Annotated in this window: 24 protein-coding genes; 16 read left to right on the top strand and 8 right to left on the bottom strand. The window is 39.9% G+C overall.

Going from position 1 to position 25536, the window contains the following annotated elements; genetic code table 11:
- Positions 1–182: 182 nt before the first annotated feature.
- Positions 183–740, top strand: coding sequence for a Uma2 family endonuclease (locus D1367_RS14455; protein ID WP_118171442.1), 558 nt, complete (start codon positions 183–185; stop codon positions 738–740).
- Positions 741–1049: 309 nt separating this feature from the next.
- Here D1367_RS14455 and D1367_RS14450 read toward each other — a convergent pair whose 3' ends face one another.
- The gene (locus tag D1367_RS14450) at positions 1050–1475 is read right to left on the bottom strand and encodes a hypothetical protein (protein WP_118167063.1); all 426 of its coding nucleotides are present in this window, start codon (positions 1473–1475) and stop codon (positions 1050–1052) included.
- A 387-nt stretch (positions 1476–1862) separates the two neighbouring features.
- Positions 1863–2825, bottom strand: coding sequence for a M48 family metallopeptidase (locus D1367_RS14445; RefSeq protein ID WP_118167062.1), 963 nt, complete (start codon positions 2823–2825; stop codon positions 1863–1865).
- A gap of 153 nt (positions 2826–2978) precedes the next feature.
- On the opposite strand from D1367_RS14445, the gene D1367_RS14435 reads away from it, so the two are divergent.
- The 4 genes from D1367_RS14435 to D1367_RS14420 all read left to right on the top strand — a co-directional run bounded on the left by D1367_RS14435 (position 2979) and on the right by D1367_RS14420 (position 8021).
- On the top strand, positions 2979–4550 hold the full coding sequence (locus tag D1367_RS14435; protein ID WP_118167060.1) for a helicase C-terminal domain-containing protein: 1572 nt from the start codon (positions 2979–2981) through the stop codon (positions 4548–4550).
- A 166-nt stretch (positions 4551–4716) separates the two neighbouring features.
- Positions 4717–4938 carry a DUF2839 domain-containing protein gene (locus D1367_RS14430; protein ID WP_118167059.1) on the top strand — a complete coding sequence of 74 codons (222 nt, stop codon included), beginning with the start codon at positions 4717–4719 and terminating at the stop codon, positions 4936–4938.
- A 343-nt stretch (positions 4939–5281) separates the two neighbouring features.
- Entirely contained in the window at positions 5282–7375 is a 2094-nt protein-coding gene (locus D1367_RS14425; protein WP_118167058.1) for a prolyl oligopeptidase family serine peptidase, read from the top strand.
- A gap of 169 nt (positions 7376–7544) precedes the next feature.
- The gene (locus D1367_RS14420; protein ID WP_118167057.1) at positions 7545–8021 is read left to right on the top strand and encodes a Uma2 family endonuclease; all 477 of its coding nucleotides are present in this window, start codon (positions 7545–7547) and stop codon (positions 8019–8021) included.
- Between the two features lie 56 nt (positions 8022–8077).
- Here D1367_RS14420 and D1367_RS14415 read toward each other — a convergent pair whose 3' ends face one another.
- Positions 8078–8350 (bottom strand): YlcI/YnfO family protein, encoded by a 273-nt coding sequence (locus D1367_RS14415; RefSeq protein ID WP_338042120.1) that lies wholly within the window; start codon positions 8348–8350, stop codon positions 8078–8080.
- Between the two features lie 587 nt (positions 8351–8937).
- Here D1367_RS14415 and D1367_RS14410 point away from each other — a divergent pair.
- The gene (locus D1367_RS14410; RefSeq protein WP_118167055.1) at positions 8938–11739 is read left to right on the top strand and encodes a M16 family metallopeptidase; all 2802 of its coding nucleotides are present in this window, start codon (positions 8938–8940) and stop codon (positions 11737–11739) included.
- Positions 11740–11839: 100 nt separating this feature from the next.
- Here D1367_RS14410 and D1367_RS14405 read toward each other — a convergent pair whose 3' ends face one another.
- Positions 11840–12931 carry an exostosin domain-containing protein gene (locus D1367_RS14405; RefSeq protein WP_118167054.1) on the bottom strand — a complete coding sequence of 364 codons (1092 nt, stop codon included), beginning with the start codon at positions 12929–12931 and terminating at the stop codon, positions 11840–11842.
- Between the two features lie 1211 nt (positions 12932–14142).
- Here D1367_RS14405 and glyA point away from each other — a divergent pair.
- The 6 genes from glyA to D1367_RS33335 all read left to right on the top strand — a co-directional run bounded on the left by glyA (position 14143) and on the right by D1367_RS33335 (position 18256).
- Positions 14143–15426 (top strand): serine hydroxymethyltransferase, encoded by a 1284-nt coding sequence (glyA, locus tag D1367_RS14400; protein ID WP_118167053.1) that lies wholly within the window; start codon positions 14143–14145, stop codon positions 15424–15426.
- A 132-nt stretch (positions 15427–15558) separates the two neighbouring features.
- Entirely contained in the window at positions 15559–16809 is a 1251-nt protein-coding gene (locus tag D1367_RS14395) for a competence/damage-inducible protein A (RefSeq protein ID WP_118167052.1), read from the top strand.
- Positions 16810–16856: 47 nt separating this feature from the next.
- Positions 16857–17117: a CopG family transcriptional regulator gene (locus tag D1367_RS14390; protein WP_118167051.1), complete on the top strand. Its 261-nt coding sequence runs from the start codon at positions 16857–16859 to the stop codon at positions 17115–17117.
- Entirely contained in the window at positions 17104–17520 is a 417-nt protein-coding gene (locus D1367_RS14385) for a type II toxin-antitoxin system VapC family toxin (RefSeq protein ID WP_118167050.1), read from the top strand. Before D1367_RS14390 ends, D1367_RS14385 begins: the two co-directional genes overlap by 14 nt.
- 26 nt (positions 17521–17546) lie before the next feature.
- Positions 17547–18158 (top strand): hypothetical protein, encoded by a 612-nt coding sequence (locus D1367_RS14380; RefSeq protein WP_118171439.1) that lies wholly within the window; start codon positions 17547–17549, stop codon positions 18156–18158.
- Between the two features lie 2 nt (positions 18159–18160).
- A complete protein-coding gene (locus D1367_RS33335; protein WP_410477579.1) occupies positions 18161–18256 on the top strand; it encodes a type II toxin-antitoxin system HicB family antitoxin in 96 nt (31 codons plus the stop codon).
- A 201-nt stretch (positions 18257–18457) separates the two neighbouring features.
- Here the strand turns inward: D1367_RS33335 and D1367_RS14370 are convergent, their stop codons facing one another.
- Both D1367_RS14370 and D1367_RS14365 read right to left on the bottom strand, forming a co-directional pair.
- Positions 18458–19105, bottom strand: a complete 648-nt coding sequence (locus D1367_RS14370; protein ID WP_118167049.1) for a hypothetical protein — start codon at positions 19103–19105, stop codon at positions 18458–18460.
- Positions 19105–19890 (bottom strand): tetratricopeptide repeat protein, encoded by a 786-nt coding sequence (locus D1367_RS14365; RefSeq protein ID WP_118167048.1) that lies wholly within the window; start codon positions 19888–19890, stop codon positions 19105–19107. The genes D1367_RS14370 and D1367_RS14365 overlap by 1 nt, the downstream gene beginning before the upstream one ends.
- Before the next feature lie 60 nt (positions 19891–19950).
- Here D1367_RS14365 and D1367_RS14360 point away from each other — a divergent pair, with 60 nt between their 5' ends.
- The 4 genes from D1367_RS14360 to D1367_RS14350 all read left to right on the top strand — a co-directional run bounded on the left by D1367_RS14360 (position 19951) and on the right by D1367_RS14350 (position 23050).
- Positions 19951–20874, top strand: a complete 924-nt coding sequence (locus tag D1367_RS14360) for a transposase family protein (protein WP_118167047.1) — start codon at positions 19951–19953, stop codon at positions 20872–20874.
- A gap of 399 nt (positions 20875–21273) precedes the next feature.
- Positions 21274–21447, top strand: a complete 174-nt coding sequence (locus D1367_RS30845; RefSeq protein WP_181985181.1) for a hypothetical protein — start codon at positions 21274–21276, stop codon at positions 21445–21447.
- Positions 21444–22421 (top strand): DUF4351 domain-containing protein, encoded by a 978-nt coding sequence (locus D1367_RS14355; RefSeq protein WP_118167046.1) that lies wholly within the window; start codon positions 21444–21446, stop codon positions 22419–22421. Before D1367_RS30845 ends, D1367_RS14355 begins: the two co-directional genes overlap by 4 nt.
- A 275-nt stretch (positions 22422–22696) precedes the next feature.
- Positions 22697–23050 (top strand): hypothetical protein, encoded by a 354-nt coding sequence (locus tag D1367_RS14350; RefSeq protein WP_118167045.1) that lies wholly within the window; start codon positions 22697–22699, stop codon positions 23048–23050.
- A gap of 60 nt (positions 23051–23110) precedes the next feature.
- Here D1367_RS14350 and D1367_RS14345 read toward each other — a convergent pair whose 3' ends face one another.
- Together D1367_RS14345 and D1367_RS14340 are read right to left on the bottom strand one after the other, a co-directional pair.
- Positions 23111–24751, bottom strand: a complete 1641-nt coding sequence (locus tag D1367_RS14345) for a hypothetical protein (protein WP_118167044.1) — start codon at positions 24749–24751, stop codon at positions 23111–23113.
- On the bottom strand, positions 24751–25473 hold the full coding sequence (locus D1367_RS14340) for a hypothetical protein (protein WP_147337369.1): 723 nt from the start codon (positions 25471–25473) through the stop codon (positions 24751–24753). Before D1367_RS14340 ends, D1367_RS14345 begins: the two co-directional genes overlap by 1 nt.
- Positions 25474–25536: the final 63 nt, after the last annotated feature.

Genomic DNA, 25536 nt, shown 5'->3' with positions numbered 1-25536 from the left:
AGTAAGAAATAAGCTGATATGCGTCTAAATTATATAAACATTCTTTATAATCGTTGACGGTTGACGGTTGACGGTTATCGGTCATCAGTCAACCGTCAACAGTCATCAGGTAAATGTACAATGTTATTTGCGTAACAGGTTATTTGCACTTTGCAGATGATAATATCGCCAAACCAAATACAATGACACAAACTAGAGTGCGCTTGTGGAATGTAGATGAATATCACCGGATGCTTAAGACGGGTATTATCACAGCCGATGAACGGGTAGAACTGATTGATGGGCAAGTTATCCCCATGAGTGCTAAAAATCCCCCCCATGCAGCGACAACGCTGTGTGCGTCTGATTATCTCAAGCGGCTGCTAGCAGAAGTTGCTTTAGTTCGGGTGCAAGATCCGATTCAATTAAGCCAATACTCGGAACCTGAACCAGATATCGCTGTTGTCCGCATTGATGCGCGAAAGTACATTAATCATCATCCTGCACCCAATGAAATCTTTTTATTGATTGAGGTAGCAGATACAACGCTAGACACCGATCGCAAACAGAAAGCACCTTTATATGCTAAGGCAGGAATTGCTGATTACTGGATTTTGGATGTAAATCAGCGTCAGGTTTATGTTTTCCGTGAACCGGGTTTGGAAGGCTACAATCTTAAATTTATTTTGCCGGAGGATGCAACTTTATCTTTGATGGCATTTCCAGAAATTGAAGTCCAGATTAGCCAATTGTTTCCATAAGTTAGGTTACAGAATTGGAGGATGAAATTTTTTAAATAAAAAGTGCGTAGGCGTAGCCCGTCGTAGACATCGCTTGATCCCATTTTATCCAAAAGACTGTCATAGAAAATATTATTTATATCTTCTATGACAACGATTCAATAATCTAATGTACAAGTCAAACCTTTAGGGACTTCCAAGTAAAAAAATATTCCATTGCTATTGTTGACTGTTCACTGTTGACCGTTGACGGTTCACGAGTTTTCAGTCAACAATCAACAGTCAACAGTCAACGACTTTAAGTGGAATAATTTATTTTTTGGAGTTCCCTTATTTATGATCTGCTGTTAGCGAATGCCTAGATGAAATAGCTTTCATTTTCAAGTTAGTAAATTGCACGATCGCCTTTACAAAATCTTGCTGCTCTGGTTGCAAATGCACTTTTTCTAGGGCTTGATTCATATTATTACCAGCCCGGATATGGTGATTAAGTTGGGCACGTTGCGATGTGTTTAAGACTCCCTCAATTTCCCTATTTCTTCTCTGACGCACAGCCTGGAGTTCTTGGCGCTGTAGGGGAGTCAGGTTAATCTCCGATGAGGTGGAGTAGGTTGCACTTTTGGTAGTTTGGGCAGAAATAACACCAAAAGCAGTATGGAGTTGAACGGGTGCAGCTAAGGCAATTCCCGGCATGGAAAGGACAAGAGTTAGAATAGCAGCGAACACAGAAAGCCGTTTTGTCAAGTGAATTGCCATATTCAGAAATGCCTACATCTAATTTAATGCTGAGATATAGTTAAGCAATCTTCAAACCTTAATTTTGAATCTTGAATTTATCCACCCCCAAGAGGATGGTAGTTCAGCTAGAAAATATTATCCGCTTTAAGGGAATACAAAAAAACTAGAATGGCAAACTTAACTGTAGCAATCACCGAACAAAGGTAGTGTTACGGAGCGTATAACCTATTAGGGAACTCCAAAAAATAAATTATTCCACATTCAAGTCGTTGACTGTTGACTAAAAACTCGTGAACCGTCAACGGTCAACAGTGAACAATAGCAATGGAATATTTTTTTACTTGGAAGTCCCTTAGATAGAATGAATGTGGTGCGTTAGGCTTGTCTAACGCACCCTAAAACAATTTACTCAGGTCTTCTCATTCTGTCGATTTCCCGTTGTAATTCTTCAATTTGACGGCGTAAAGTTTCTGTTTCATTCGCGGAAGACTCTGCTGCAACATTTACTGATCCTGAAGCAGGCGATCGCTGATAATTTCCTCGGCGAATTTGCTGGTATTCTTCGGATACTGCCCACGCCCGTAAGTAATGCAAGCGTTCCACAGGGAAAGGATGGGTCAACATCGTACCCTGAGCGCCATTGTAGATCAAAAATTTATACACCTGATTTAGTCCATCTTCATCCAGTGCCTGATAATTTTCTGACTGCTTGATAAACTCTTGTAAACTACATTCATTGGCATATTTGTTACTACCGCCAGAAAGTTTCATCATCGTTGACATTACCGGATTCAAGTCATCCATGACTAGTAGTGCGGCGCGATCTGACGATAACTCGGCTTTCCGCCGCCACTCAAAAAAGGCGTAAATCAAACCTTGTGTGACAATATTACCGATGCCGAAGGTCAATTCTCCCAAGGCGGAAGCAGCACTCATCGCCCACATCGCCATTTGAATTAAAATAGTATGACCACATTTAATATGCCCCAGTTCATGGGCTAGCACCGCCCGAATCTCGGCTTCGTCGAGTAAGTCTAGTATCCCTGTATTTATGACTATGTAAGGATTCTCTTGCCCCAGTGCATAGCTATTTGCTTGGGGATCTTGCGAGACAAACAGTGTCGGTTCTGGGTAAATGTCCAAATCTCGGACGCATTCCCGAAACATCTGGTAAATAGTGGAATATTGACGCGGCCCGACTTGGATGGTGTTACCCATTAGATAGACTAACTGAGGGCGTTCGTAGATAAATTCCACAAATTTACGAGCGATTAAATCAAATCCTGGTAAATTTCGTAAAGCTTGCTCGGCTTGGCGATCTAGTGGATGCCTAAAGGCTTCGCTGGAAATTCCTGTGTAAGTTGGCATAATTTAGGGTATTGGGTGATTGGTCATTGGTCATTGGTCATTAGTCATTGGTCATTAGCAAAGGACAAAGGACAAATGACAAATGACAAAGGACAACATAATAGACATGGGGCAATTGGAAGTAAAAGTCACTTTGTATGGAATTAAAAGCGTGTGATTGAAGCAGAAGTTCATTTTTCACTACATAACTTTTTGCGATCGCAGGCGGGGTTCCCTTCCTGGCCCCATCATTTGACGATGGCACGGTTGGTAGCACGCGCCTTGCGATTGGGACGTAGCGCCCTAATTCAAGTAGGGGCGGTTTGTGGCTATCAAGGGCGATATCGCACCAGTTTCGTAGCATCAGCCCTGATGTGGCATGGCCCTGTAATTATTGTTGCTCAAGAAGCGGTACAGCAACTTCTGCTGCGGGTGGAAATTCCCCGTCTACAGCAGTGGCTACCAGCCAACAAAGCGATTAGAACAGGTGACGCTTGGCCTAGTGCTGAGTTCCAAGGGCTACTGTTAACCTCCCCAGAAGCTTGGTTAAAAGGACAATTTGCTGGTGGCTCTTGCTTTCCCCAAGGCATCCCCACAATTATTGATGGAGTAGATGATCTAGAAGATTGGGTGCGCGATCAACTTACCCAAGATATTCAACCCCATGATTGGGAGCAACTCATACTGGCTTGCCCAAATCAAGCTGAGGCAATTCGTGAAGTAAGGATACAACTTACACACCAACTTTTTCAGCATCCTGTCAATCCATATCAGTGCTACCTAATTTCCCAGCCAGAAATAGAAATTTTAAGCCGTCTGTATTTAGCTTTAGATCAAGCCAACCTCCCAGATAATTGGAAAAATTTCTGGCAGCAATTTCAAACCCTTAATGAAAATCTTTCCTCCCTTGCTCCCTCATCTCCCCCTGCCCCCCCTGCCCTCTTCTGGGCGACTATTGCCCATCGACAAGGTTTATTTTCTTTACACTACGCCCCAATGGAATTAGGGGAAATCCTCTCACCCTTATGGCAGCGACAACCAGTAGTTTTAATTGGCAGCGCCATCGAACCAGAAACTGAGGCTCCTCTTTTCCGACAGCGCCTTGGTTTGGACGATTTAACTTGCCTGAAGTTCTCTGCGGATCAAGCAGAAGCAATTCAACTGTATGTACCTTATAAGTTGCCCCTACCTAACACGCCAGAATTTCAAGCGGCATTTATTCACAAAGTCCGCACACTGGTTTGTCTAAGTGCTACAGCACCAGGATTAACGGTTGTCTTGGTGGGGGATGTACCACTCAAATCTCAAGTTGCAACAATTCTGGCTTCAGAATTTGGTTCGCGGGTGCAAGTAGAAAAAACTTGTTTAGATGAAAATGGTATTTTGATTAGCGGTTGGGAATTTTGGCGAGAACATCAACGAGTTTTGCCAGCACCCCATTTGTTAATTATTGCTACTTTACCTTTACCATCTTTAGAAAATCCGCTAGTAGCTGGTAGGGTAGCTCGTTATAAGCGATCGCATCAAGATTGGTTCCGTTTATATTTATTGCCAACTGCTTTGAGTGAATTACAAAGAGCGATCGCTCCAGTCCGAGAAAGTCAAGGTATTGTTGCTTTACTTGACAGTCGTGTAGTTAATCGCAGCTACGGCGCTCAAATTCTCGCTGCCTTAAGCCCCCTGGCCCGCATTAACTATCTCGACCCCAGTCTGTTTTCTAATACCGATGAAGAAAATTCTGCTTAAAGTTCAGTTATCAATGCCCCATGCCCAATGCCTAATTTAAATTTTGTCAACCAAAGCGCGATCGTCTAAAAGCAAGCACTATTATCAGTTTATTGCCTCTCTATAGCTATGAATCCTGGCAAGATAAATTTAGATAGAACCTAAGTAAAAATTTGAGTTGCTGATTATGGGTGAAGCAAAGCGTCGTAAAACCACATTAGGGGAAACATACGGTCAAGAGAAAGAGACTCGCATCTTGCCTTGGCTTCCCATCACAAAAAAGCAAGCCGAATTATTTGTCAGTTGGACAAGTCGTGGTGCCTGGATAGGTATTATCCTTATGGTTGTAGCATGGGCAACTATCCGTTTTATCGGCCCAGCCTTCGGTTGGTGGCAATTAGCCTCCTAAATACTGCTGTAGACCCGCGCTGTAGGGGTTTAGCAATGCGCTTTACCTCTACCACAGATGTGATTATTTCAAAATCAACATATTTTGTATTTACTGTCAATGGGCAACTCCTAAAATCTCTTTTCTTCTCTCTGCGCCCTCCGCGTCTCTGCGGTTTAAAAGTAATTTCTAGAACCACAGAGGCGCAGAGAACACAGAGAAAAGAGGAATCATTGTCTAAAAATTTCACCACCTTGAAAGGGCTGGTCTTAAATTGGAATTTTCCCGCAGGTTTATTCAGTACATGCTCTACGTCTTGGGTCTATCTTTGTAGTATGTAAAGAAGCACTTTTGACCTGAGATTATGCCCTCCTCTAAAAAACCCCTCACCTACCCATCCAGCCACAAAAGCAATCAAGTCGATAACTACCACGGTACTTTAGTCGCAGATCCTTACCGTTGGCTAGAAGATCCTGACTCTGAAGAAACAAGGGCTTGGATTGAGGCACAAAATCAAGTTACTTTTGGTTACTTGAACGAAATTCCTAGCAGGGAAAAAATTAAACAGCGCCTCACCAAACTTTGGGATTATGAAAAATATGGCATCCCTTTTAAAGAAGGCGAATCTCTGCAAGACGGTTCCACCGAACGCTACTTTTATTTCAAAAATGACGGACTGCAAAATCAAAGTGTCCTCTACACTCTGAAAACCCTCGACGACGAACCCAAAGTTTTACTCGACCCTAATAAACTTTCGGAAGATGGTACTGTTGCTCTTTCGGGATTATCTATTAGCGAGGATGGTAAACTTTTAGCATACGGTCTATCCGCCTCTGGTTCTGATTGGCAAGAATGGAAAGTACGCGATGTCGAAACTGGTGAAGACTTGCAAGACCATCTGAAGTGGATTAAATTTTCTGGCGCATCGTGGACACATGATCATCAAGGTTTCTTTTACAGTCGCTATGATGAACCGAATGAAAAAACTCAATTAGAAGATGTTAACTATTATCAAAAGCTCTACTATCATGAACTAGGTAAACCCCAATCAGAAGATGTGCTAATTTACCATCGTCCTGACCAAAAGGAATGGGGTTTTAGTGGCGGCGTTACTGAAGATGGACGCTATTTAATAATTTCAATTTGGCTGGGAACTGACTCCAAAAATTTGGTTTTCTTTAAAGATTTGACTAACCCTAATGCTGAAGTCATTGAACTAATTAACCAATTTGAGGCAGATTACAGCTTTATTGATAATGATGATAGCGTGTTTTATTTCCGCACGGATTTAAATGCACCACGAGGAAGAGTTATTGGAATTGACACCAAAAGCCCTGCATCAGAAAATTGGCGAGAAATCATTCCCCAATCAGCAGAAACGTTGGAAAGTGTCGGGATACTCAATAACCAATTTGTTGCTGATTACCTCAAAGATGCTCACAGCCAAATTAAAATATTTGACCTCAAAGGTGCATTTATTCGTGAGGTAGAATTACCTGGACTCGGTTCAGCCGGAGGTTTTGGAGGGAAGCGTCATGATACCGAAACTTTTTATAGTTTCACCAGTTTCACCACACCAGGAACTATCTATCGCTACGATATGGTAACTGGTAAAAGTAGTATTTTCCGCCAGCCACAGGTAGATTTTCATCCTGATGATTATGAAACTAAACAAGTCTTTTATCATAGCAAAGATGGTACTAAAATACCAATGTTTATTACTCATAAAAAGGGCATAAAGTTAGATGGAAATAACCCGACTTATCTCTATGCCTATGGTGGTTTTAATGCCTCAATGACACCTAGTTTTTCTGTGAGTCTTTTGGTGTGGATGGAGATGGGTGGTGTCTATGCTATGCCCAATATACGCGGCGGTGGAGAATATGGTGAAGAATGGCATCAAGCAGGAATCAAGGATAAAAAGCAGAATGTCTTTGATGACTTTATTGGTGCAGCTGAATGGTTGATTGCTAATAAGTATACTAAGACAGATAAGCTAGCGATCGCAGGTGGTAGTAATGGCGGTTTATTAGTGGGTGCTTGTATAACGCAACGTCCCGATTTGTTTGGTGCAGCAATACCCGCCGTCGGCGTGATGGATATGTTGCGGTTCCACAAATTTACCATCGGCTGGGCTTGGACTTCCGAATATGGTTCAGCAGATAATTCAGAAGAGTTTCCAGCGCTATATGCTTATTCGCCACTACACAACATCAAACCAGATACAGCTTACCCAGCAACCTTAATTACCACAGCCGATCATGACGATCGCGTTGTCCCTGCTCATAGTTTCAAATTTGCCGCCGCTTTGCAAGAGGCTCACGCAGGTAATGCGCCAGTTCTAATTAGAATTGAGACAAAAGCAGGACATGGTGCGGGTAAACCCACGGCTAAGATTATTGAAGAAGCCTCAGATAAATGGGCTTTTTTGGTACGTACTTTGAATGTTGAAGTTTAGGGGTTAATTTATTTGTAGGGTGGAATGGCACTTACTTAAGCAAAAGTTACTGCTTAGATCCCCGATTCTTCAAGAAGTCGGGGATCTAAATCCAGTGGATTTCAAAAATAAAATCGGGTTGCTATAGATGAGTTAAAATCGAATCAATCACCCTAGACAAATATTAACTATGAGATGGGAAGAAGTTTGTGAACACAAACAATTACAAGATTTACCCTTCAAAATTGAATTAAATAAATGGGGTCAAATCGTAATGAGTCCAGTCAAAATTAAACATTCTTTTTATCAAGGAAGAATCCAACGTTTATTAGAATCTTTCTTGAATACAGGTGAAGTAATGCCAGAATGTGCCATCAACACATCAGACGGTGTGAAAGTTGCTGATGTTGTCTGGTGTTCAGAGGAACGATTTTCTAAAATTGAAAATGAAGTATCAGCATCTATTGCACCAGAAATTTGTGTAGAAGTCAAATCCAGTGGGAACACTTTGGAAGAAATGGAATTTAAAAGAAATTTATATTTAGAAGCTAAAGCTGTTGAAGTATGGTTATGTAATGAACAAGGTCAGATGAAATTCTATAATGAACAAGGTGAATTAGAGCAATCTTTGTTAGTTCCTAAGTTTCCTAAGCAAATTAAACGGTAATTGTAGACAAGATAGGAGAGATTCATAAAATTTTATTGGTATCTAAACACAAAACTCTAGTCACGTTGCCCTTCGTCCTCTCTGAGGCTGCGAATCAAATCTGTAGAGGCTGGTTGTATCCCCGTTTTAGCTTTCACGATTTCGCTGCGATCAATTATGCGTTGATGGGCTGCCCATCCCCTGCGGCGGCTTACCTCACGTTCCAAAGCCTCAACCACTAAATCATTCAAGGATTCACTACCCTCTTTAATCTTCTTAGCTTTGACAAGTAAATCAGCCGGAAACCGAATTGTTAGGGCTTCGCGTTCCATAGCGATAAGTGCAATCAAATATTGATACCATTTATTATAACCGCTCTATAAATTAAGAAAAGCCTGAAACAAGCTATTTTAGGTAACTCAGATCACGATGCATTTGTACAGTGCGAAAGTCCTGTTAGCATTAAATAATTTAAATAATTCAGAACTTAGGCAAAATAATGAAAAAACGAACCGCAAAGGACGCAAAGGACACAAAGGAATAAGAGTTTCAGAGAGTTATTGCGTAAGTCATATAATTATGTAAAAGCGATCGCTCATAAAAATAACAAGTTGGAAAATCTGTTGCAATAAGCCATTGTTCAAAAGATGTTATCACCCAGATGCGAAATTAAAAAGCAATCAAATTAAGTGTTTTGAAAATAGAGAATAAGTGGCAAGGAATAAGGAAAGGAATTTTTATACCATTGTTGTTGGTTATTGCTCGTAGATGTCTTGTAAATAGGTAGGTAAACTTTAAAACAGCCTATTACGGCATAGTGGAAATAAAGCTACCATTAAAAATGATAAAAAAGCCGAGAATGTAAGTCTTTTGACTTCCAGAAAGCGGGACTAAAGTTTTTGTTTTATAATTAGAAATTTTGCATTTCCCATTGCTTATGAAGCTACGCTCATATATGCTTATAGGGTTTTTTCTTAGCTTTATGCTAAGTATTGTGCCTCTTTGGGGCAATTTCACCAATGCTGTAACACCAACAGCAGTCGCACCTGTATCTGCTGTCTCATTCACTCAAGGGGTACAAAAAACGGTATTGGACAACGGCTTAACAGTGCTAACTAAAGAAGTCCATACCGCTCCAGTAGTGAGTGTACAAGTTTGGTATAAAGTAGGTTCACGTAACGAGGTTAAAGGACAGAATGGCATTTCTCACCAGCTAGAACATTTAATGTTCAAGGGTACAACTGACCGTCCTGTGCAGTTTGGCAGGTTATTTAGTGCCTTGGGTAGCCAGTTCAATGCTTTTACTAGTTATGACGAAACAGCTTACTTTGGCACAGTGCAACGAGACAAACTCGAAGCATTGTTGACATTGGAAGCCGATCGCATGGAAAATTCTTTAGTTGGCCCCGATCAACTCACAAGTGAAAAGCGGGTGGTAATCTCCGAGTTACAGGGGTATGAAAATTCACCAGGCTATCGTCTGAGTCGGGCAGTGATGCGAGATGCTTTCCCTAGCAGAGCATACGGCTTACCCGTAGGAGGCACAAAAGCTGATGTAGAGAAATTTACGGTAAAGCAGGTGCGGAATTATTACCAAACCTACTACAGCCCAGAAAATGCTACGTTGGTGATTACAGGGGATTTTGCCACAGAACCTGTACTCAAAGTTGTTAAAGAAACTTATGGGAAGTTGGCAAAACGAAGAAAAGAGGATACGGGGACGCAAGGACGAGGGGACGTGGTGAAGGGAAATATCACCGCGTCTTCTCCGGTTGCACCTACTACTAAAAAAGCGCCTATTGTTTTAAAGCAGCCTGGAAGTGCAGCACTATTACAAGCGGTGTATCCTCTGCCAGATATCAAGCATCCTGATGTTCCAGCAATTGATGTGATGGATGCCATCCTCACAGGTGGACGTAGTTCTAGGCTTTACCAAGCTTTGGTGGAATCTGGACTCGCTACTTCAGCGAATGGCAGTGCTGCCGAACTCATCGAACCAGGTTGGTATGAAATTAATGCGACAGCCGCTCCAGGTCAAGAGTTAGAGAAAATTGGCCAGGTGCTTCAGGAATCTTTAGCAAAATTGCAAGAACAGCCAGTTACTACAGAAGAATTAAACCGGGCGAAGACACAACTACAAGCCTCCTTTGTTTTGGGGAACCAAGACATCACTAGTCAGGCAACCCAACTGGGATATAACGAAACAGTGGCCGGCGATTATCGTTTTATTGAACAGTATCTAGCTGCGATCGCAAAAGTCACCCCAGCCCAAGTACAGAAAGTAGCGAAAACCTACCTTAATCCGGCTCAACAAACCATCGGCTTCTTTGAGCCAACTCAACCAGATGGTAAACCAGGGGCTTCCAGCGCTGGTTCTGGTCGCACAGTGGAAAATTTCAGCCCTGGTAAGCCTGTAGATCCAGCAGAACTGGCTAAATATCTGCCACCTGCCACATCAGCTACAGATTCAGCCAAACAATCATTACCAGAAGAGTTTACCTTAAATAATGGTCTGCGGGTTTTGCTATTGCGCGATCGCAATCTCCCCACAATTAACCTGAGTGGACAAATTGACGCTGGTACTGAATTTGACGGCAATCAAAAAGCTGGATTAGCGAATTTGACTGCGGCCAACTTAATGAATGGGACGCAGACTAAAAATGCTCTGACCCTAGCAAAAACCTTAGAAGACCGGGGAGCCGATTTGAGCTTCGGTGCCAGCCGCGAGGGAGTTAGCGTTAGCGGTGAGGGACTTTCAGCAGACTTGCCGATATTGATTCAAACTCTGGCAGATGTGTTAGAAAACGCCACTTTTCCAGCCGATCAGTTAGAACTGAGTCGCCAACGGGCACTGACAAGTCTTAAAGTCCAGCTAGATGACCCCAGAGGTTTAGGAAGGCAAGTATTTCAGCAAGCAATTTACCCAGAAAATCATCCATTCCATAGCTTTCCCACAGCCGAGAGTTTAAAGACCATTACTCGTGATGATTTGCTTGGCTTCTACCAGACACACTACCGACCAGATAGCACAACGATCGCCTTAGTGGGAGACTTTGATCCAGTTAAGGTAAAGGCTTTGCTAAATCAGGCGTTTGGCAAATGGTCAGCCACAGGTAAGCCACCTGTTCTGAAAATACCATCCGTGCCATTGCCACAAACTTTGACACGTCTAAACAAAGTGATACCTGGTAAGTCCGAAGCTGTTACCTACATCGGCTACAACGGTATTTCTCGGAAAGACCCACGTTATTATGCAGCACTGATACTGAATCAAATTTTGGGTGGTGATACCTTAGCGAGTCGCTTGGGTACGGAAGTGCGCGATCGCCAGGGTTTAACCTACGGTATCTATAGTGGTTTTGCCGCCGGAATCAATCCGGGGCCCTTCTTGATTCAGATGCAGACTGCTCCTCTTGATACCCAAAAAGCGATCGCTAGTACTCTCGCTTTACTCAAACAGTTGCGCGAGCAAGGAGTAACTGAGGCTGAATTCAACGCAGCAAAACGCTCAATTACTAATAGCTATCCTGTGGATTTAGCTAATCCTAGTGATGTATCAAGCATAATTTTGGATAATGCTGTCTTAGGACTTTCACGCTCAGAAATCCGAGACTTTCCCCAAAGAATACAAGCAGTCACAATGGCTCAGATGCAACAGGCAATTGAAGATTTAATTAAGCCGGAAAGTCTGATAATTGTCACTGCTGGCCCTGAAGAGACTGTACCCAAGGGTAGCTAATTACCTCAAGCCAAAACACAAAGGCGTAAAGCAAATTTTAGCACCTTTGTGTTTTAGCTTAGGGCTATTTTGTTCTAGACATAATACTTATTTGAATGAATTATTTTGTCGAAAAATGATTATGGAAATTAGTATAAAATCCCTCAGCAGAAAGCCTATTTTTCCACAGATTTCGGCACTCATGCTGCAAATCTAAGAATTCTTGGTCTGAAATATTGCTATGGAATTCAGCTACTTTCTCTGCAATCTGTGGTATTTCCTTCTCATCTATCCATACGCAATATTTTTTCCAGTCAATTATAGAATCGTCAGGTAAAACGCAGTCTGTATCAATAAAAATTGGAATTCGACCACAACTGAGGATTTCATATAATCGAATAGAATAGTTTGCAGAACCACGACAACACAAAATGTAATCACTCTCAACTAGATTTTTCACATATTCAGCACGAACCTTCTGTCTTCGCTCTATATCTTGTGTATTTAGAAATACTGTTTCGTCTCTGATGATAAAGTTTGTATTTACTAAAAACGGGTTTTCTGTAAGTACTTTCACAGCCTGACTACGTAAAATTTGTCCTTTGTAAGGCGAAACCCCAAGCTCTAATGATTTGGTTAACATCGCCCCGTGGAATAAAACCGTTTTTAGTTTCTTTTCCCATGAATCTTTTACTGCTAGTCCACAAAATCCAACAATAGGTTTCTCAGATTTATGCCTGAGAGACATTTGCCCTCCTAAATATTCTTTAACAAAATCTTCAGTAAAAGAAGGCATAATAATATCGTTTTTCTTCCTTTTTGACCGATATCCTGCCATTCGCATTACTGTTGCATTCTTAACAGGAATTCCTTCGGCGCAACAATCCCCTGCGAAAAAAATAACTAATTCTTTGCCGATAGTAGCTACTTTTTCAGCAAATTCAATAGATAGACTTTCTGTTTCTTTATTAACTTTACTTCTCCAACTTTCTCCTCTGATTGCTCTCCAGTTTATAGGCATGATAACTAAGTCAGCTTCCTTTAAGGAAGTCATTTTAAAAAGGGAATTACTTACCTCTATATACTTGCCGTACAATTTAGACCAAGGATATTTTTCAGTAGGGATAAACTGTTTCCAAAAGGGATAAAGCATTGGAACTGGCTCTATTCCTTTCGGAAGATAATTATCATCAGAATAGATGTTTAATTGCATATTGAAACGTGAGTTTGACTAGTTGAATAAATAATTGACATATTTCACAAAAAGTTTAATTAATTTCAAACAATCTTTGGTAAAATTGCTTTTTATATTAATCCTTTGTGAAAATATACGTAATTCATGGAATTTAAAGCTAATTTAGTTATCCCGAATTTCTCATAAGTGATAAATCCGCGATAAGCATCACAATACTGCTCTACTACCGTGATGGTGGAAGTAGCCTTTCAAGAAACCAATCAAAGACTCCTCATAGGTTTTAAGGGAATATACTGATTATACTCTCTTCAGAGAAAAATACTAATCAGGGTAAAGGTATTTAATTTTTTTTGATCGCAACCAAGGTTAAGAACCAACGGAAAATCAGTATTTCTCGTTTGGTTTAGTTTCTCAGACTCAAAGCGATGTCTAGGACGGGCTATTACGCTCAATAGCATCTGACTCGCTACCGCTTCTCTATAAGACGCTACGCGAACGCTATCGGCGTCGCTAAAACTGTTTCAATAAGCAGCTATTAAGCCGACTATTTTTGATAATATCTAGCTCATAGCGATGGCTGGATTTTTGCTAGCCAACGCAGATGAGAGTCCTTTTAAATCAATACGTTTAGATTAATTCTTCATCCACTCTAACCCTCCTTTTTAAGGAGGGAACTAGAGCAAATCTTACTCCTAACTCCTGCTGTATATTAAACCTCTTGCAAAAGTCTCATTAGCGTGGGACAAGTAGGTTATACCAATTTAATGCGAAGCTGCACTAAATGAGCAACTCTCTATTATTGGCGATCTTGGCAGTTCGTTTAATATTCTGTGCATCTTCATACAGAATTGGTATTAGAGCTTTCTTGACATCTATGACCTACGAAAAAGTAAAGAACCTCGCAAATGCTGTATTACGCACAGTCGATTACCGAAGCGTTCAGCTTTTTGTCTCGCAGAGGGCCGATGTCTCCGACGGGCTATTCGGCGTCGCAACAAGCTTTATTTAGCGCAGCCTCAACAAGCAACGTTATGATAATTAATCGTTTAATAATAAATAAGTTGGCACAAATAAACCTCAATAGTACGGAGACGATTAATCGCCTCTGTAGAGCAGTCAAAAATCATTGAACTCATAGACTTTGGGCTATAGACTCTTGAAAGTGGACTGTTAGGTGCTGCGCCCAACCAAAATCAGCCGTTGTACAAATTTCCACAAGGATAATTGAAGTGACTAAGACTAACTCAGACTTTCTTACCTCCACCGATCCAGCGATCGCGGAGTTAATCAACGACGAACTACAGCGTCAGCGAGATCACTTGGAGTTGATTGCTAGTGAAAACTTTACCTCTGCTGCGGTACTGGCGGCTCAAGGTTCAGTACTGACAAATAAATATGCCGAGGGATTACCTGGTAAACGCTACTATGGCGGTTGTGAGTATATCGACAAAATCGAGCAACTAGCAATTAATCGTGCTAAACAGATATTTGGTGCTGCTCATGCGAATGTGCAACCTCATTCTGGCGCACAAGCCAATTTTGCAGTGTTCCTGTCGCTGTTGTCACCAGGAGACAAAATTATGGGGATGGATTTGTCTCATGGGGGACATCTCACCCACGGTTCCCCTGTAAATGTCTCAGGTAAGTGGTTCCAAGTTAGCCACTACGGTGTCAGCCAACAAACAGAACAACTTGACTACGATCAAATTCGAGAGCTGGCGCTGAGGGAGCGTCCTAAGCTCTTGATTTGTGGTTATTCGGCTTATCCCCGGATAATTGATTTTGAAAAGTTCCGTAGTATTGCTGATGAAATCGGCGCTTACTTACTTGCCGATATTGCCCATATTGCTGGTTTAGTTGCTAGTGGTCTTCATCCCGATCCCATTCCTCATTGTCATGTGGTGACAACAACTACACATAAGACTCTACGCGGCCCTAGAGGTGGTTTAATTTTGACCAGCGACGCAGAACTAGGTAAAAAGCTAGATAAATCTGTTTTTCCTGGCAGTCAAGGCGGGCCATTAGAACACGTCATTGCCGGTAAAGCAGTAGCTTTTGGAGAAGCCCTGAAGCCTGAGTTTAAAACCTATTCTGCCCAAGTGATTGAAAATGCTCGTGCTTTGGCAGAACAATTACAAAACCGGGGTTTAAAGTTAGTCTCAAATGGCACTGACAACCATTTAATTTTGGTAGATTTACGTTCTGTCGGTCTAACTGGTAAGCAGGCAGATCAGCTAGTTAGTACCGTGAATATTACTGCTAACAAGAATACTATTCCCTTTGATCCGCAATCGCCATTTGTTACCAGTGGTTTAAGGTTAGGTTCGCCAGCAATGACCACGCGAGGTTTAGGAGTAGCAGAATTTACCGAGATTGCAAATATTATTAGCGATCGCCTGCTTTCTCCAGATTCCGACGTAGTAACCCAAGATTGTCGGCAAAGGGTAGCAGCATTGTGCGATCGCTTCCCCTTATATCCTCACCTGGAAATTCCTGTACCAGCACTAGCATAATTGGGCATGGGGCAATTCAATTTTAGATTTTAGATTGAAATTTAATCCAAAATCCAAAATCTAAAATCTAAAATTCTTAATCCCTTGCCCCCACTCCCCACTCCCCACTCCCTACTCCCCTTCCCCAATCCAATGAGTGCAGAAATTATTTGTGTTGGTACTGAACTGCTGTTAGGAGATATCCTCAACGGCAATGCTCAATTTTTGGCGCAACAATTAGCGCAGCTAGGAATTCCCCACTACTATCAAACAGTGGTTGGGGATAATCCAGAACGGTTAAAGCAAGTTATAGAAATTGCTATTTCCAGAGCGCAAATTCTCATTTTCACTGGTGGACTCGGCCCAACACCAGATGATCTCACCTGCGAAACCATCGCCGATTTTTTTAAAGTCCCGTTGATAGAACGTTCTGACATCATCGAAGACATAACCCAAAAATTCGCCCAACGTGGTCGGGTTATGTCACCAAGTAACCGCAAGCAGGCTTTGATTCCCCAAGGTGCAGAAATTCTCCCCAACCCTACTGGAACAGCACCCGGTATCATTTGGCAACCCCGTCCTGAAATCACGATTTTTACCTTTCCCGGTGTTCCCAGTGAAATGTATCCGATGTGGGAAGAAACAGCCGTACCATTTCTCAAAAGTCAAGGTTGGGGTAAAGAAATTATTTACAGTCGGAGTTTAAAGTTTTGGGGTATTGGTGAATCTGCTTTAGCGGAAAAAGTTTCTTCCTATTTGAAGTTGCCAAATCCGACAGTAGCCCCTTATGCAGGTAAGGGGGAAGTAAGATTGCGAGTTTCTGCTAAAGCCACTTCAGAAGCAGCCGCAGAAGAACTAATTGCGCCCATTGAGAAACAACTTAAAGAAATTGCCGGACTGGATTTCTACGGCGTTAATAATGATACTCTTGCTTCTGTAGTTGGTCAGTTGTTGCGGGCATCAAAAGAAACGCTTTCGGTGGCAGAATCTTGCACTGGTGGCGGTTTAGGGCAAATGTTGACTGAGATTTCTGGGAGTTCTGATTACTTTTGGGGTGGCGTAATTTCTTATGACAATTCCGTGAAGGTTGGGCTGCTGGGAGTTAACCAGGAAGATTTAGATAAATTTGGGGCGGTAAGTGCAACTGTTGCAGAGCAAATGGCTGTTGGAGTCAAAACTCGCCTTGCAACAACTTGGGGATTGAGTATTACTGGTATTGCTGGCCCAACTGGAGGGACAGATACTAAGCCGGTGGGTTTAGTTTACATTGGTTTAGCTGGGCCAAAGGATGAAGTGGCAAGTTTTGAGTATCAGTTTGGCACAGTAAGAGGTCGAGCTTTAATTCGTCATGTCAGCGCGAATGCAGCGTTGGATAATCTGCGGCGGAAGTTGTTGACGAGGTAGAAGTATGTTATCTTTGTCATACAAATGTATGACAAACTAACTTAACCATGCGAATTAATGCGCGATTAGATGACGAGTATGCTGACAAACTAGCCTTTATTCAACAGCAGACTAATCAAGCAGTAACAGATGTAATTAAATCTGCCCTCGAATTGTACTACCAACAGCTTCAGCAGGAGCAAAAGAATCCTTTGTCAATGCTGACCCAAACAGGCTTTATTGGTTGTGGTGAGACAGATTCGGATCTATCTGTAAATTACAAATTATTTTTGAGAGATGGCTTGAAAACTAAGTATGATTATCGTTGATACTGGCTTTTGGTTAGCCTTAGCAAATCGAAATGACTTGTACCACACTCAAGCAATAACAGTACTTGCCAATGTCAACAAACCTCTGATTACGACTTGGGCTGTCGTTACAGAGACTTGCTATCTACTGCTAACAAAGATGGGCAACCACGCCCAAGTAAGTTTCATTAATAACTTATTTTTAGGGGCCTTTACGGTTTTTGATTTGCAACCCCATCATGGTAAACGCATTTGTGAACTGATGGAAAAATATGCGAACTTACCAATGGATCTGGGCGATGCTTCGTTAGTAATTTTGGCAGAACATCTGGGGCATGGAAAAATTTTGTCTATAGATTTCAGAGATTTTAATGCTTACCGTTGGAAAAATCAGTATCCGTTTGAAAATCTGATGGTATGTTAAAAAACTCAATTATCAATTATGCAGCTATGAGCAAAATTCCTATTCTTAAACCAAATCAATCATACACTTTCAGAAACTATTTCGAGATGTCATTTGAGCCAGAAGATATACTGGCTGAATTTGGATATTCTTTAAAACGTTCCTCTCTCAATCGACAAAAGTCCAACATTGAATTAGACAGGCTTGCAAATCTCAAATCTAGGATTGAGGAGAGTTTGCCATATATTAGTTTGACTAGTGAGGCAGCCCGCAGAGAGTTACTAATTGCGCCAATTTTATTGGATGTTGTTCATTACACTCACGCCCAACTTAGAATCGAATATCCTTTAATTGTTACAGAACAGTTAAAAGGTTCCCTTGACTATTATCTCCATGCAGACCATAAACTTTTGGTTGTGGAAGCTAAAAATGCTGATTTAGCAAGAGGTTTTACCCAGCTTGCGGTAGAACTGATTGCTATCGATGCATGGACTGACTCTCAAGAGACAAATCTACAGGGGGCTGTTTCTACAGGGGATATTTGGCAATTTGCTCTATTAAATCGAGAAACTAAACAAATAACTCAAGACCTCAATTTATATCGTGTTCCTGCTGATATAGAAGACTTGCTTCGGATTTTGGTGGCGATACTGAGCTAAGAATGAAACACTATCACATTAATATTTTCTATAGTGAAGAAGATGATGGCTACATTGCTGATATTCCTGATTTGAAATACTGTTCAGCATTTGGTTAAACTGAAGAAGAAGCACTTAATGAAGTTTTGAAAGCAAAAAAAGCATGGTTAGATGCTGCGAAAAAGGAGGGAAAACTAATTCCTGAACCGAGATATCCTCCTGCAATTTACCAGATAGCCTCATGATTAATGGATCTGGTAGGATCGCATCTCCAATCGTCAGGCTTTTTACAGGTGTCAAACACCTCAGATAGCTGAATATTATCTAGAGATAATGTCTATCCATTCAATATTATTTACCTCTACTGCTACTCTGATGTCTCGCCATTGAACTTGTATAGTAGGCTCTAGTTCAGATGTAGTTATCTCCTCTTGAGTTACTAAAGCTTCTGGTTGGCTGATGGATTCAGATATGCTTGCTTCAATATCTATTAACATTTCTGGTTGTAACCAAGACTCGCCACTGGTTGACAATTCTTCTAAGTTTGCAATTTCAAAATTTAGATAACGGCATTTTCTAATAATTTCGGGAGTTGAGGCTATAAAAATTATCTTAGCTTCAAGAATTGCAGACAGTTTTATTAAGCTTAATAGGTAGGGATCAAGTGGATTTCTGATATCTATATTTTCATAGCAGTTATCAATATCTATATACTGAGTTGCTTCGTCAATAAAATAAACTGTTCCCCCAGTAATTGTTTTAAATGTCAATATATCTGATTCTACCAACTTTATTAATGAATTTAAAATTGTATTTGCAGCATCACTGGCAGACTGAAAGTTTCCTTGACTAAGAAATATGAGTTGATTATAAAAATATTTTGGTAAAATAACATCCTTAGAGAAATTAACCAGTCTTTCAGGAGTGATAATAAATAAATCTGGTTCTGTAGCATACAATCGTTTCATTACTCTGCATCCTTCAACTGCGAACTATTATTTAATGCCATTCGAGGCCGTTTATTTTTATTAAGGCTTATTTTTCCAGAAATAATTACAGTTTTACCTGAATACTTGGTTGGATGTGGGAATTTATGCCCACTACTTGTAGGCACATAAGCATAGAATCCTTGGTAAGTATTTTCAGCAAAGTTAAAGTAAATGATATTATTATATTTATCCACATTTACGCTGGCGACTTGTCCTTTGACAGTAACTATCTGATCAATTTTTCTATGAATATCACTTAAGTTTAAGGCATCGATATATTCCTGGCTAACGTCAGTTGTAGTAGAAGTTTCAGAGTTTGTGGTATGGCTAACTTTTGGTTTCTGTATCTTCTCAAGTTTGGAACGTGCAATATCTAAGTTGGTTTTAGCTTCGGTATAGTTGGGTTTGAGGCGAATTGCCTGGTTATAGTCATTAATTGCTGTTTGATTATTGCCTAGCGTATGATGGGCTGTACCTCGGTTGTTGTAAGCTTCGGTATAGTTGGGTTTGAGGCGAATTGCCTGGTTATAGTCATTAATTGCTGTTTGATTATTGCCTAGCGTATGATGGGCTGTACCTCGGTTGTTGTAAGCTTCAGCAAAGTTAGGATTGAGACGAATTGCCTGGTTATAGTCATTAATTGCTGTTTGATTATTGCCTAGCGTATGATGGGCTGCACCTCGGTTGTTGTAAGCTTCAGCAAAGTTAGGATTGAGACGAATTGCCTGATTGTAATCCTCAATCGCTGCTTGATTATTAGACATCTCCAAAATAGTATCATTCTGTGATAAAAGAATATTAGAGAAGTTTTTTGACACATAAACATGAGTGATATACTGAAGCACATTGAAGAAAATCCTAAAGAAACACGGAGGTTAATTGGCCTGGAGTATGAACAGTTACAACAATTAATCGGAAATGCCGAACGATTAAATTATGAAAAACAAGCTTTCCGAGAATCAAAAAAAATTAGAATTATTGCTGGCGGTGGAGGTCGAAAACCAAAACTATCTGTTAAAGAACAAATAATTTTAACCTTGGTGTATCTCAGACAAATGACGACATTTCAATTTCTTGGTATCCAGTTTGGAGTGAGTGAATCGACAGCGAATGACACATTTAATTATTGGTTGCCAATACTGAGAGAATTGCTGCCATGTAGTTTAATTGAACAAGTAAAAAAAAACGAATCTGACTTGATGGTAGTTCAAGAAATACTTACAGATTATGAATTAATTGTAGACAGCTATGAACAAGTTAGGGAAAGACCCGGAGATAATGAGGAACAAGAAAAATATTTTTCAGGAAAAAAGAGTAATCACACATTTAAAAGCCAAATAATCATCATGCCAGATGGTAGAGACATCGTTGATGTTGTGGCAGGAGAACCAGGTACTAAAAGCGATATAACAATGTTTAGAGAAAATCGTGATAATTTTGACCCAAAACAAAGTTTTAAGGGAGATTTAGGTGATTTAGGAGAAGATTTAATTGATACTCCCATTAAGAAACCAAGAAATAAAGAGTTAACATCTGACCAGAAAAAATCAAACAAGGCATTCTCCTCTAAACGAATATTTGTCGAACATCGAATCCGTTCGGTAAAAATATTTCGAGTTGTTCAAGACAGATTTAGGTTAAATCCAAAAAAGTATGAACAAGTTATTTTGACAATTTGTGGATTAGTCAGATTACGAATTAGAGCGCTAATATTACCATTAGAAATATCCGCTATGTCATTAGGTTAAAATTAACGCACATAACTAGATGTTTTTGCCTGATTATCAACAGGAAATATCTCAAAGCCTTATTCTATCGTACAAACTAGCTAATTTAGGATGATTGCATTTACGGACTATAGCCTAGCCATATAAAGGCTTTGAACGTTTTCGGAGATGTCTCTCATAGCTTCAGGTAATCTTGATGCTGTCTGCTGGAACCGTTCAGGAAGTATACGAAATTAACAAGGTTTGAGGCACTATTAAGCCCATAAATTTGAGGAAATAAGGCTAAATAATTCAATTAAATTGTGTTTGTAACCCTCATTCTATCGTTACCCTCCCTGAACGATTACGTTTCAATTCAGAGTCTTACTCTTTTGTCCAATACTCGACCCAAACGCTGATCATTCCGAGCAGGAGCGTACCATGAGTGACATTACCACAGGCGATCGCATTAGCTACGAGCGAGGGAAGGAGGAAGGACAACAGGAACAAGCACAAACACTTGTACTTCTTGACCGAGGAACTTTTAACCTGCTGAAAAATATCGGTTGCTCCCATTTTATTATCAAGAACATTAATCTACCAATCAACTCATGAGCGAGGAACGAGAAAGAGCCGATAATGATTCCCCGTGGAAAGAAATCCTAGAAGCTTACTTCCCACAAGCAATGCAATTTTTCTTTCCGCAAACAGCAGCACTAATTAATTGGGAACGTCCCCACGAGTTTCTTGATAAGGAATTTCAACAAATAGATCGGGAAGCAGAACTTGGTAGAAGATATGCAGATAAATTGGTCAAAGTCTGGCAAATTCAAGGAGAGGAAATTTGGCTGTTGATTCATGTCGAAATTCAGGCAAAATCGGAAGATAATTTTGCTCAAAGGATGTTTTCCTACAACCTGCGAATTTTTGACAAATTTGCTAAACCAGCCATTAGCCTAGCAATTTTGTGCGATGCTGACTCGACTTGGAGACCAAATCAATATACTTATAATTATCCCGATTGTGGTCTGCATTTTAGATTTGGAACCGTCAAACTGCTCGATTATCAAAATCGATGGACAGAGTTAGAAAACAGCGATAATCCCTTTGCGACGGTGGTAATGGCACATTTGAAAACCCAACAAACTACTAAACAGTTGGGAGAAAGGAAAACGTGGAAATTTAGTTTAATTCGGCGATTGTATGAACAAGGGCTACAAGAAAGGGATATTCGTAACCTCTATCGTTTTATCGATTGGGTTATGATTTTACCAAAAGGATTAGAAGCAGAATTTTGGCAGGAGTTTAAACAATTCGAGCAGGAGCGTACCATGAGTTACATTACCACAGGCGAACGCATTGGCTACGAGCGAGGTAAGGAGGAAGGACAACAGGAACAAGCACAGACACTTGTACTACGACAGCTACAAAAACGGGTAGGAGAGTTACCACAAGAGGTTCGAGAACAAATTCAGGGTCTTTCTCTAGAACAACTGGAAGCACTGGGTGAGGCTTTGTTAGATTTTAGTGCGATCGCTGATTTGCTCAACTGGCTACAAACTCATCAAACAGTTAGTGCTGAATCCTAAGTATTAGAGGTCAAAGTTACTCTATCTTAATTTCACTTATCGCTCACTACTTATAACTTTTAAAATGGCTCAGGTTGGAATTGAACCAACGACCTCAGGCTTATGAGTCCCTATGGAAAGCCAACTATATAAGGAGCTTCAGCTCCGAATATCTTATTGCATAGTCAGGTAATAGTCAACACCTTTTTTATAATCTTATTATACTGGTTTCTCTTGACACTAACAAATTCACTGATTAGTATTGATACAACTTAAAAACCAGGATTAAAAACTTTATGAATATATACAAATCAGGCGATGGTTACAGTGACTACAAAGACATAACCCTTCAGGTAGTACTAAAATCAGGAAATACGTACCCAGAAATCAAGTGCCCTTGGTTTCGTATTTTCTCTCCTCCATTTAATGCTCTATTTGAAAACCCTTCTGTTTCGTATGATGCTAGTGTTTCGATTTATTATAGTGAAATAAATAGTGTAAGACTAGATCACAATAAAGTTGGCCCTGAAAATTATGTAAGTTTTATTGATGACGAAGGAGAAATTTGGAATATTCTTAGTTATGAAAAATTGAATAATATTCCAGATCCACCTGGGTTGGCTTTTCATTTAAAAAAACAAGAAAACTAAATAGAACATCTTTAGACAAAAAGGAAGGAATGTTATTTCCTTCCTTTTTGTCTACTTAGCTTAAGCAACTCTACCCATTAAATAATCTACACCCTCCTCTTCATCGTAGTAAGTATTGTTACTCTCCCTTCTCTTCCATGCATAAGCAGCCAAAGCTAAAGCCATTACAGTATCTGTGGCTAGACCCTTGTCATATAACTTATAAAATCTAAGCTCAGTCTTAAGCTGCTTTAATCTGTCGTGCTCATCATAAGGAATAACAAGTTTAGCTTTCTCTACAACTCCTGCTAAGTTAGACAGCATAAGAGTTTTATGATTGTGTTTATTAGTTTTAAGAGGCTTCTTAGTACTGTTAATTGGTGTACACAGCAATACATCCTTTGGGTCTAATTCCTTCTCTAATGCCTCACGCAGGTACTGACCAGATAATGCAGTGGCATCATAGTATAGTTCACCTGGAAATTGAGCCAACCTTCTCTTAACCCTTTCAATAGTTCCATTCTGGTCAAATAGTGGAGTTTTACTAATCCTTTCAAAAGCTACTATTCTCAATTCTCTATCAACATATTGAAGTGTAGTTAATACAGTTGAGTCACCATTAGTATCACCAGCTACATCTACTCCAGTAAAGAATAAAGAATTAGGTCCACCTTTAGGAAGGTAAGGGTAATCAGGGTGAGTACCATGTTCAGGTAAGCAGAAGCCTGTAACTGGGTCATCATAAGGGAAGAAACAAGTATGCCTCTCTCCTTTTTCAACAGCAATATCTAAATAATTACCAGCAAAGAAGGTAGACCCATAGTTAGCAAACTTACCATACACTTCTTCCCTTATCTGAGCCTGGGTCATATTAACCATGTTGGCTTGAATAGTTTCAGGTGGATTGACAGGGTTATCAAACTGACTAAACTCAGCTATGACAACTGAATTATCTTTTTTAAGTCTCCTTTCTTTAAACTCAGCCCATAACTTTCTAAAGTAAATAGCTCCCTGCCCAGCAGTTTCTCCTTCCCCTTGTGGTGTTGAGATAAAGTACTTGCGCCCACTAACTTCAGTTCCTCTGACATTAAGTATCTTCATCCTTAAATGTTCTAAGGCATACTCAGAAGCAGATTCATCTAGTGTGGCTATATCTAAATAGAAACCTAAAATGAATCTTCCTCTCTGAACAGTAGCTTGAAACCAAATAATACTATTTAGACAAGTTTCTATAAAAGGTTGCTGCCCATCAGAAATGTGCTTAATGAAGCCTATGCTGGTCAGGAAGGGGCTATCATTAACTAGGTTGATTATTTCATCCTTTACTAACTTTGCTTGCTTTAAAGAGGGCGCACAGTTAATAGACTGAAACCTTTTACTATAGTCACCATAGAAGACAGAAGTAGTAGGACGCTTTCTATAGAATAAAAACCACAAGTGCATAAGGGCAGTAACAAAAGTTTTACCACTTCTACTACCTGCTTTTAATATTCCCTCTTGAGCATTAACAGATTGCCTTAACCATTGCCTTTGTTTAGGATGTCCTTTAACTAGTTCACCTGTTTCAGGATGAATTCTTTCAACTTCATTTAAGTATAAGTTTACCTTTTCCCCTAAAAAGTATTTAACAAATAACACAGGGTCATTTGCTCCAGCTAAGAACTGTTGCTTTAAGGTTTCTGACTTTAATATGCCTTCTAAATCTGATGGGATAGCGCTCATTAGTCATCATCCCCTAATTCATATTCAACTTCTATATCAGCAGGTTTAAGGGCTAATAGGTCATCTAACCTAGCTTCAGGATTAGCAGATAAGTAACCTCTAACCATATCTTGAATTAACATTTTAGGGTCAACACTTATTTGTTCATATAAAGATTGAAGAATAGCTTCATTCTCATTCTTATCACGTAATTCTTTTCTAGTTTTTAAGGTGGAATTAATCTGAGCTTGATGAGTTTGAATAACTTTAGATATATCAGTAATAGCTTTACTTAAACCATTAATATTATTAGTTAAAACTTCTAGTTCCCTTGGTTCTCTATTCTCAGAACCAGATAGTAGAGTAACAGCATTGTCATATCTTTCTATTATATTTGATTGATGCTCAATTAGTCTGCTAAGCATAGCATCACTAAGCATTAAGCTATTATCTAATAAAGTTTCTTTATTATAATCAGTAGCTAATAGTTCTTTTTTCTCTTTACTTGATAGTGATTTAATAGCTCTCATATCTTGATATTTAATTAATTTAGAATTTAAACCATGTGTAATCTTAGCTTTAGCTGCTTTACCCCCATGAGCTTGACAACATTTATAACCAAGCATTACTTTATTCTTACACTGTGTACCATCTTTTTTAATAGTAGAACATCTAACTGGCTCCTCTCTTTTACCAGATAGATATCTATGCTTATAAACTGCACTTTCTTTATATGAAGACAAAAGATATCCTCCAACTATTTATAATTAAAGGATATCATATTAAAATTATACATAAATAGGATA

This window comes from Nostoc sphaeroides (genome assembly GCF_003443655.1).
GTDB lineage: Bacteria > Cyanobacteriota > Cyanobacteriia > Cyanobacteriales > Nostocaceae > Nostoc > Nostoc sphaeroides.
Note: the sequence above shows the minus strand (reverse complement) of the source record. Positions and strands in the feature narration are given on the sequence as shown.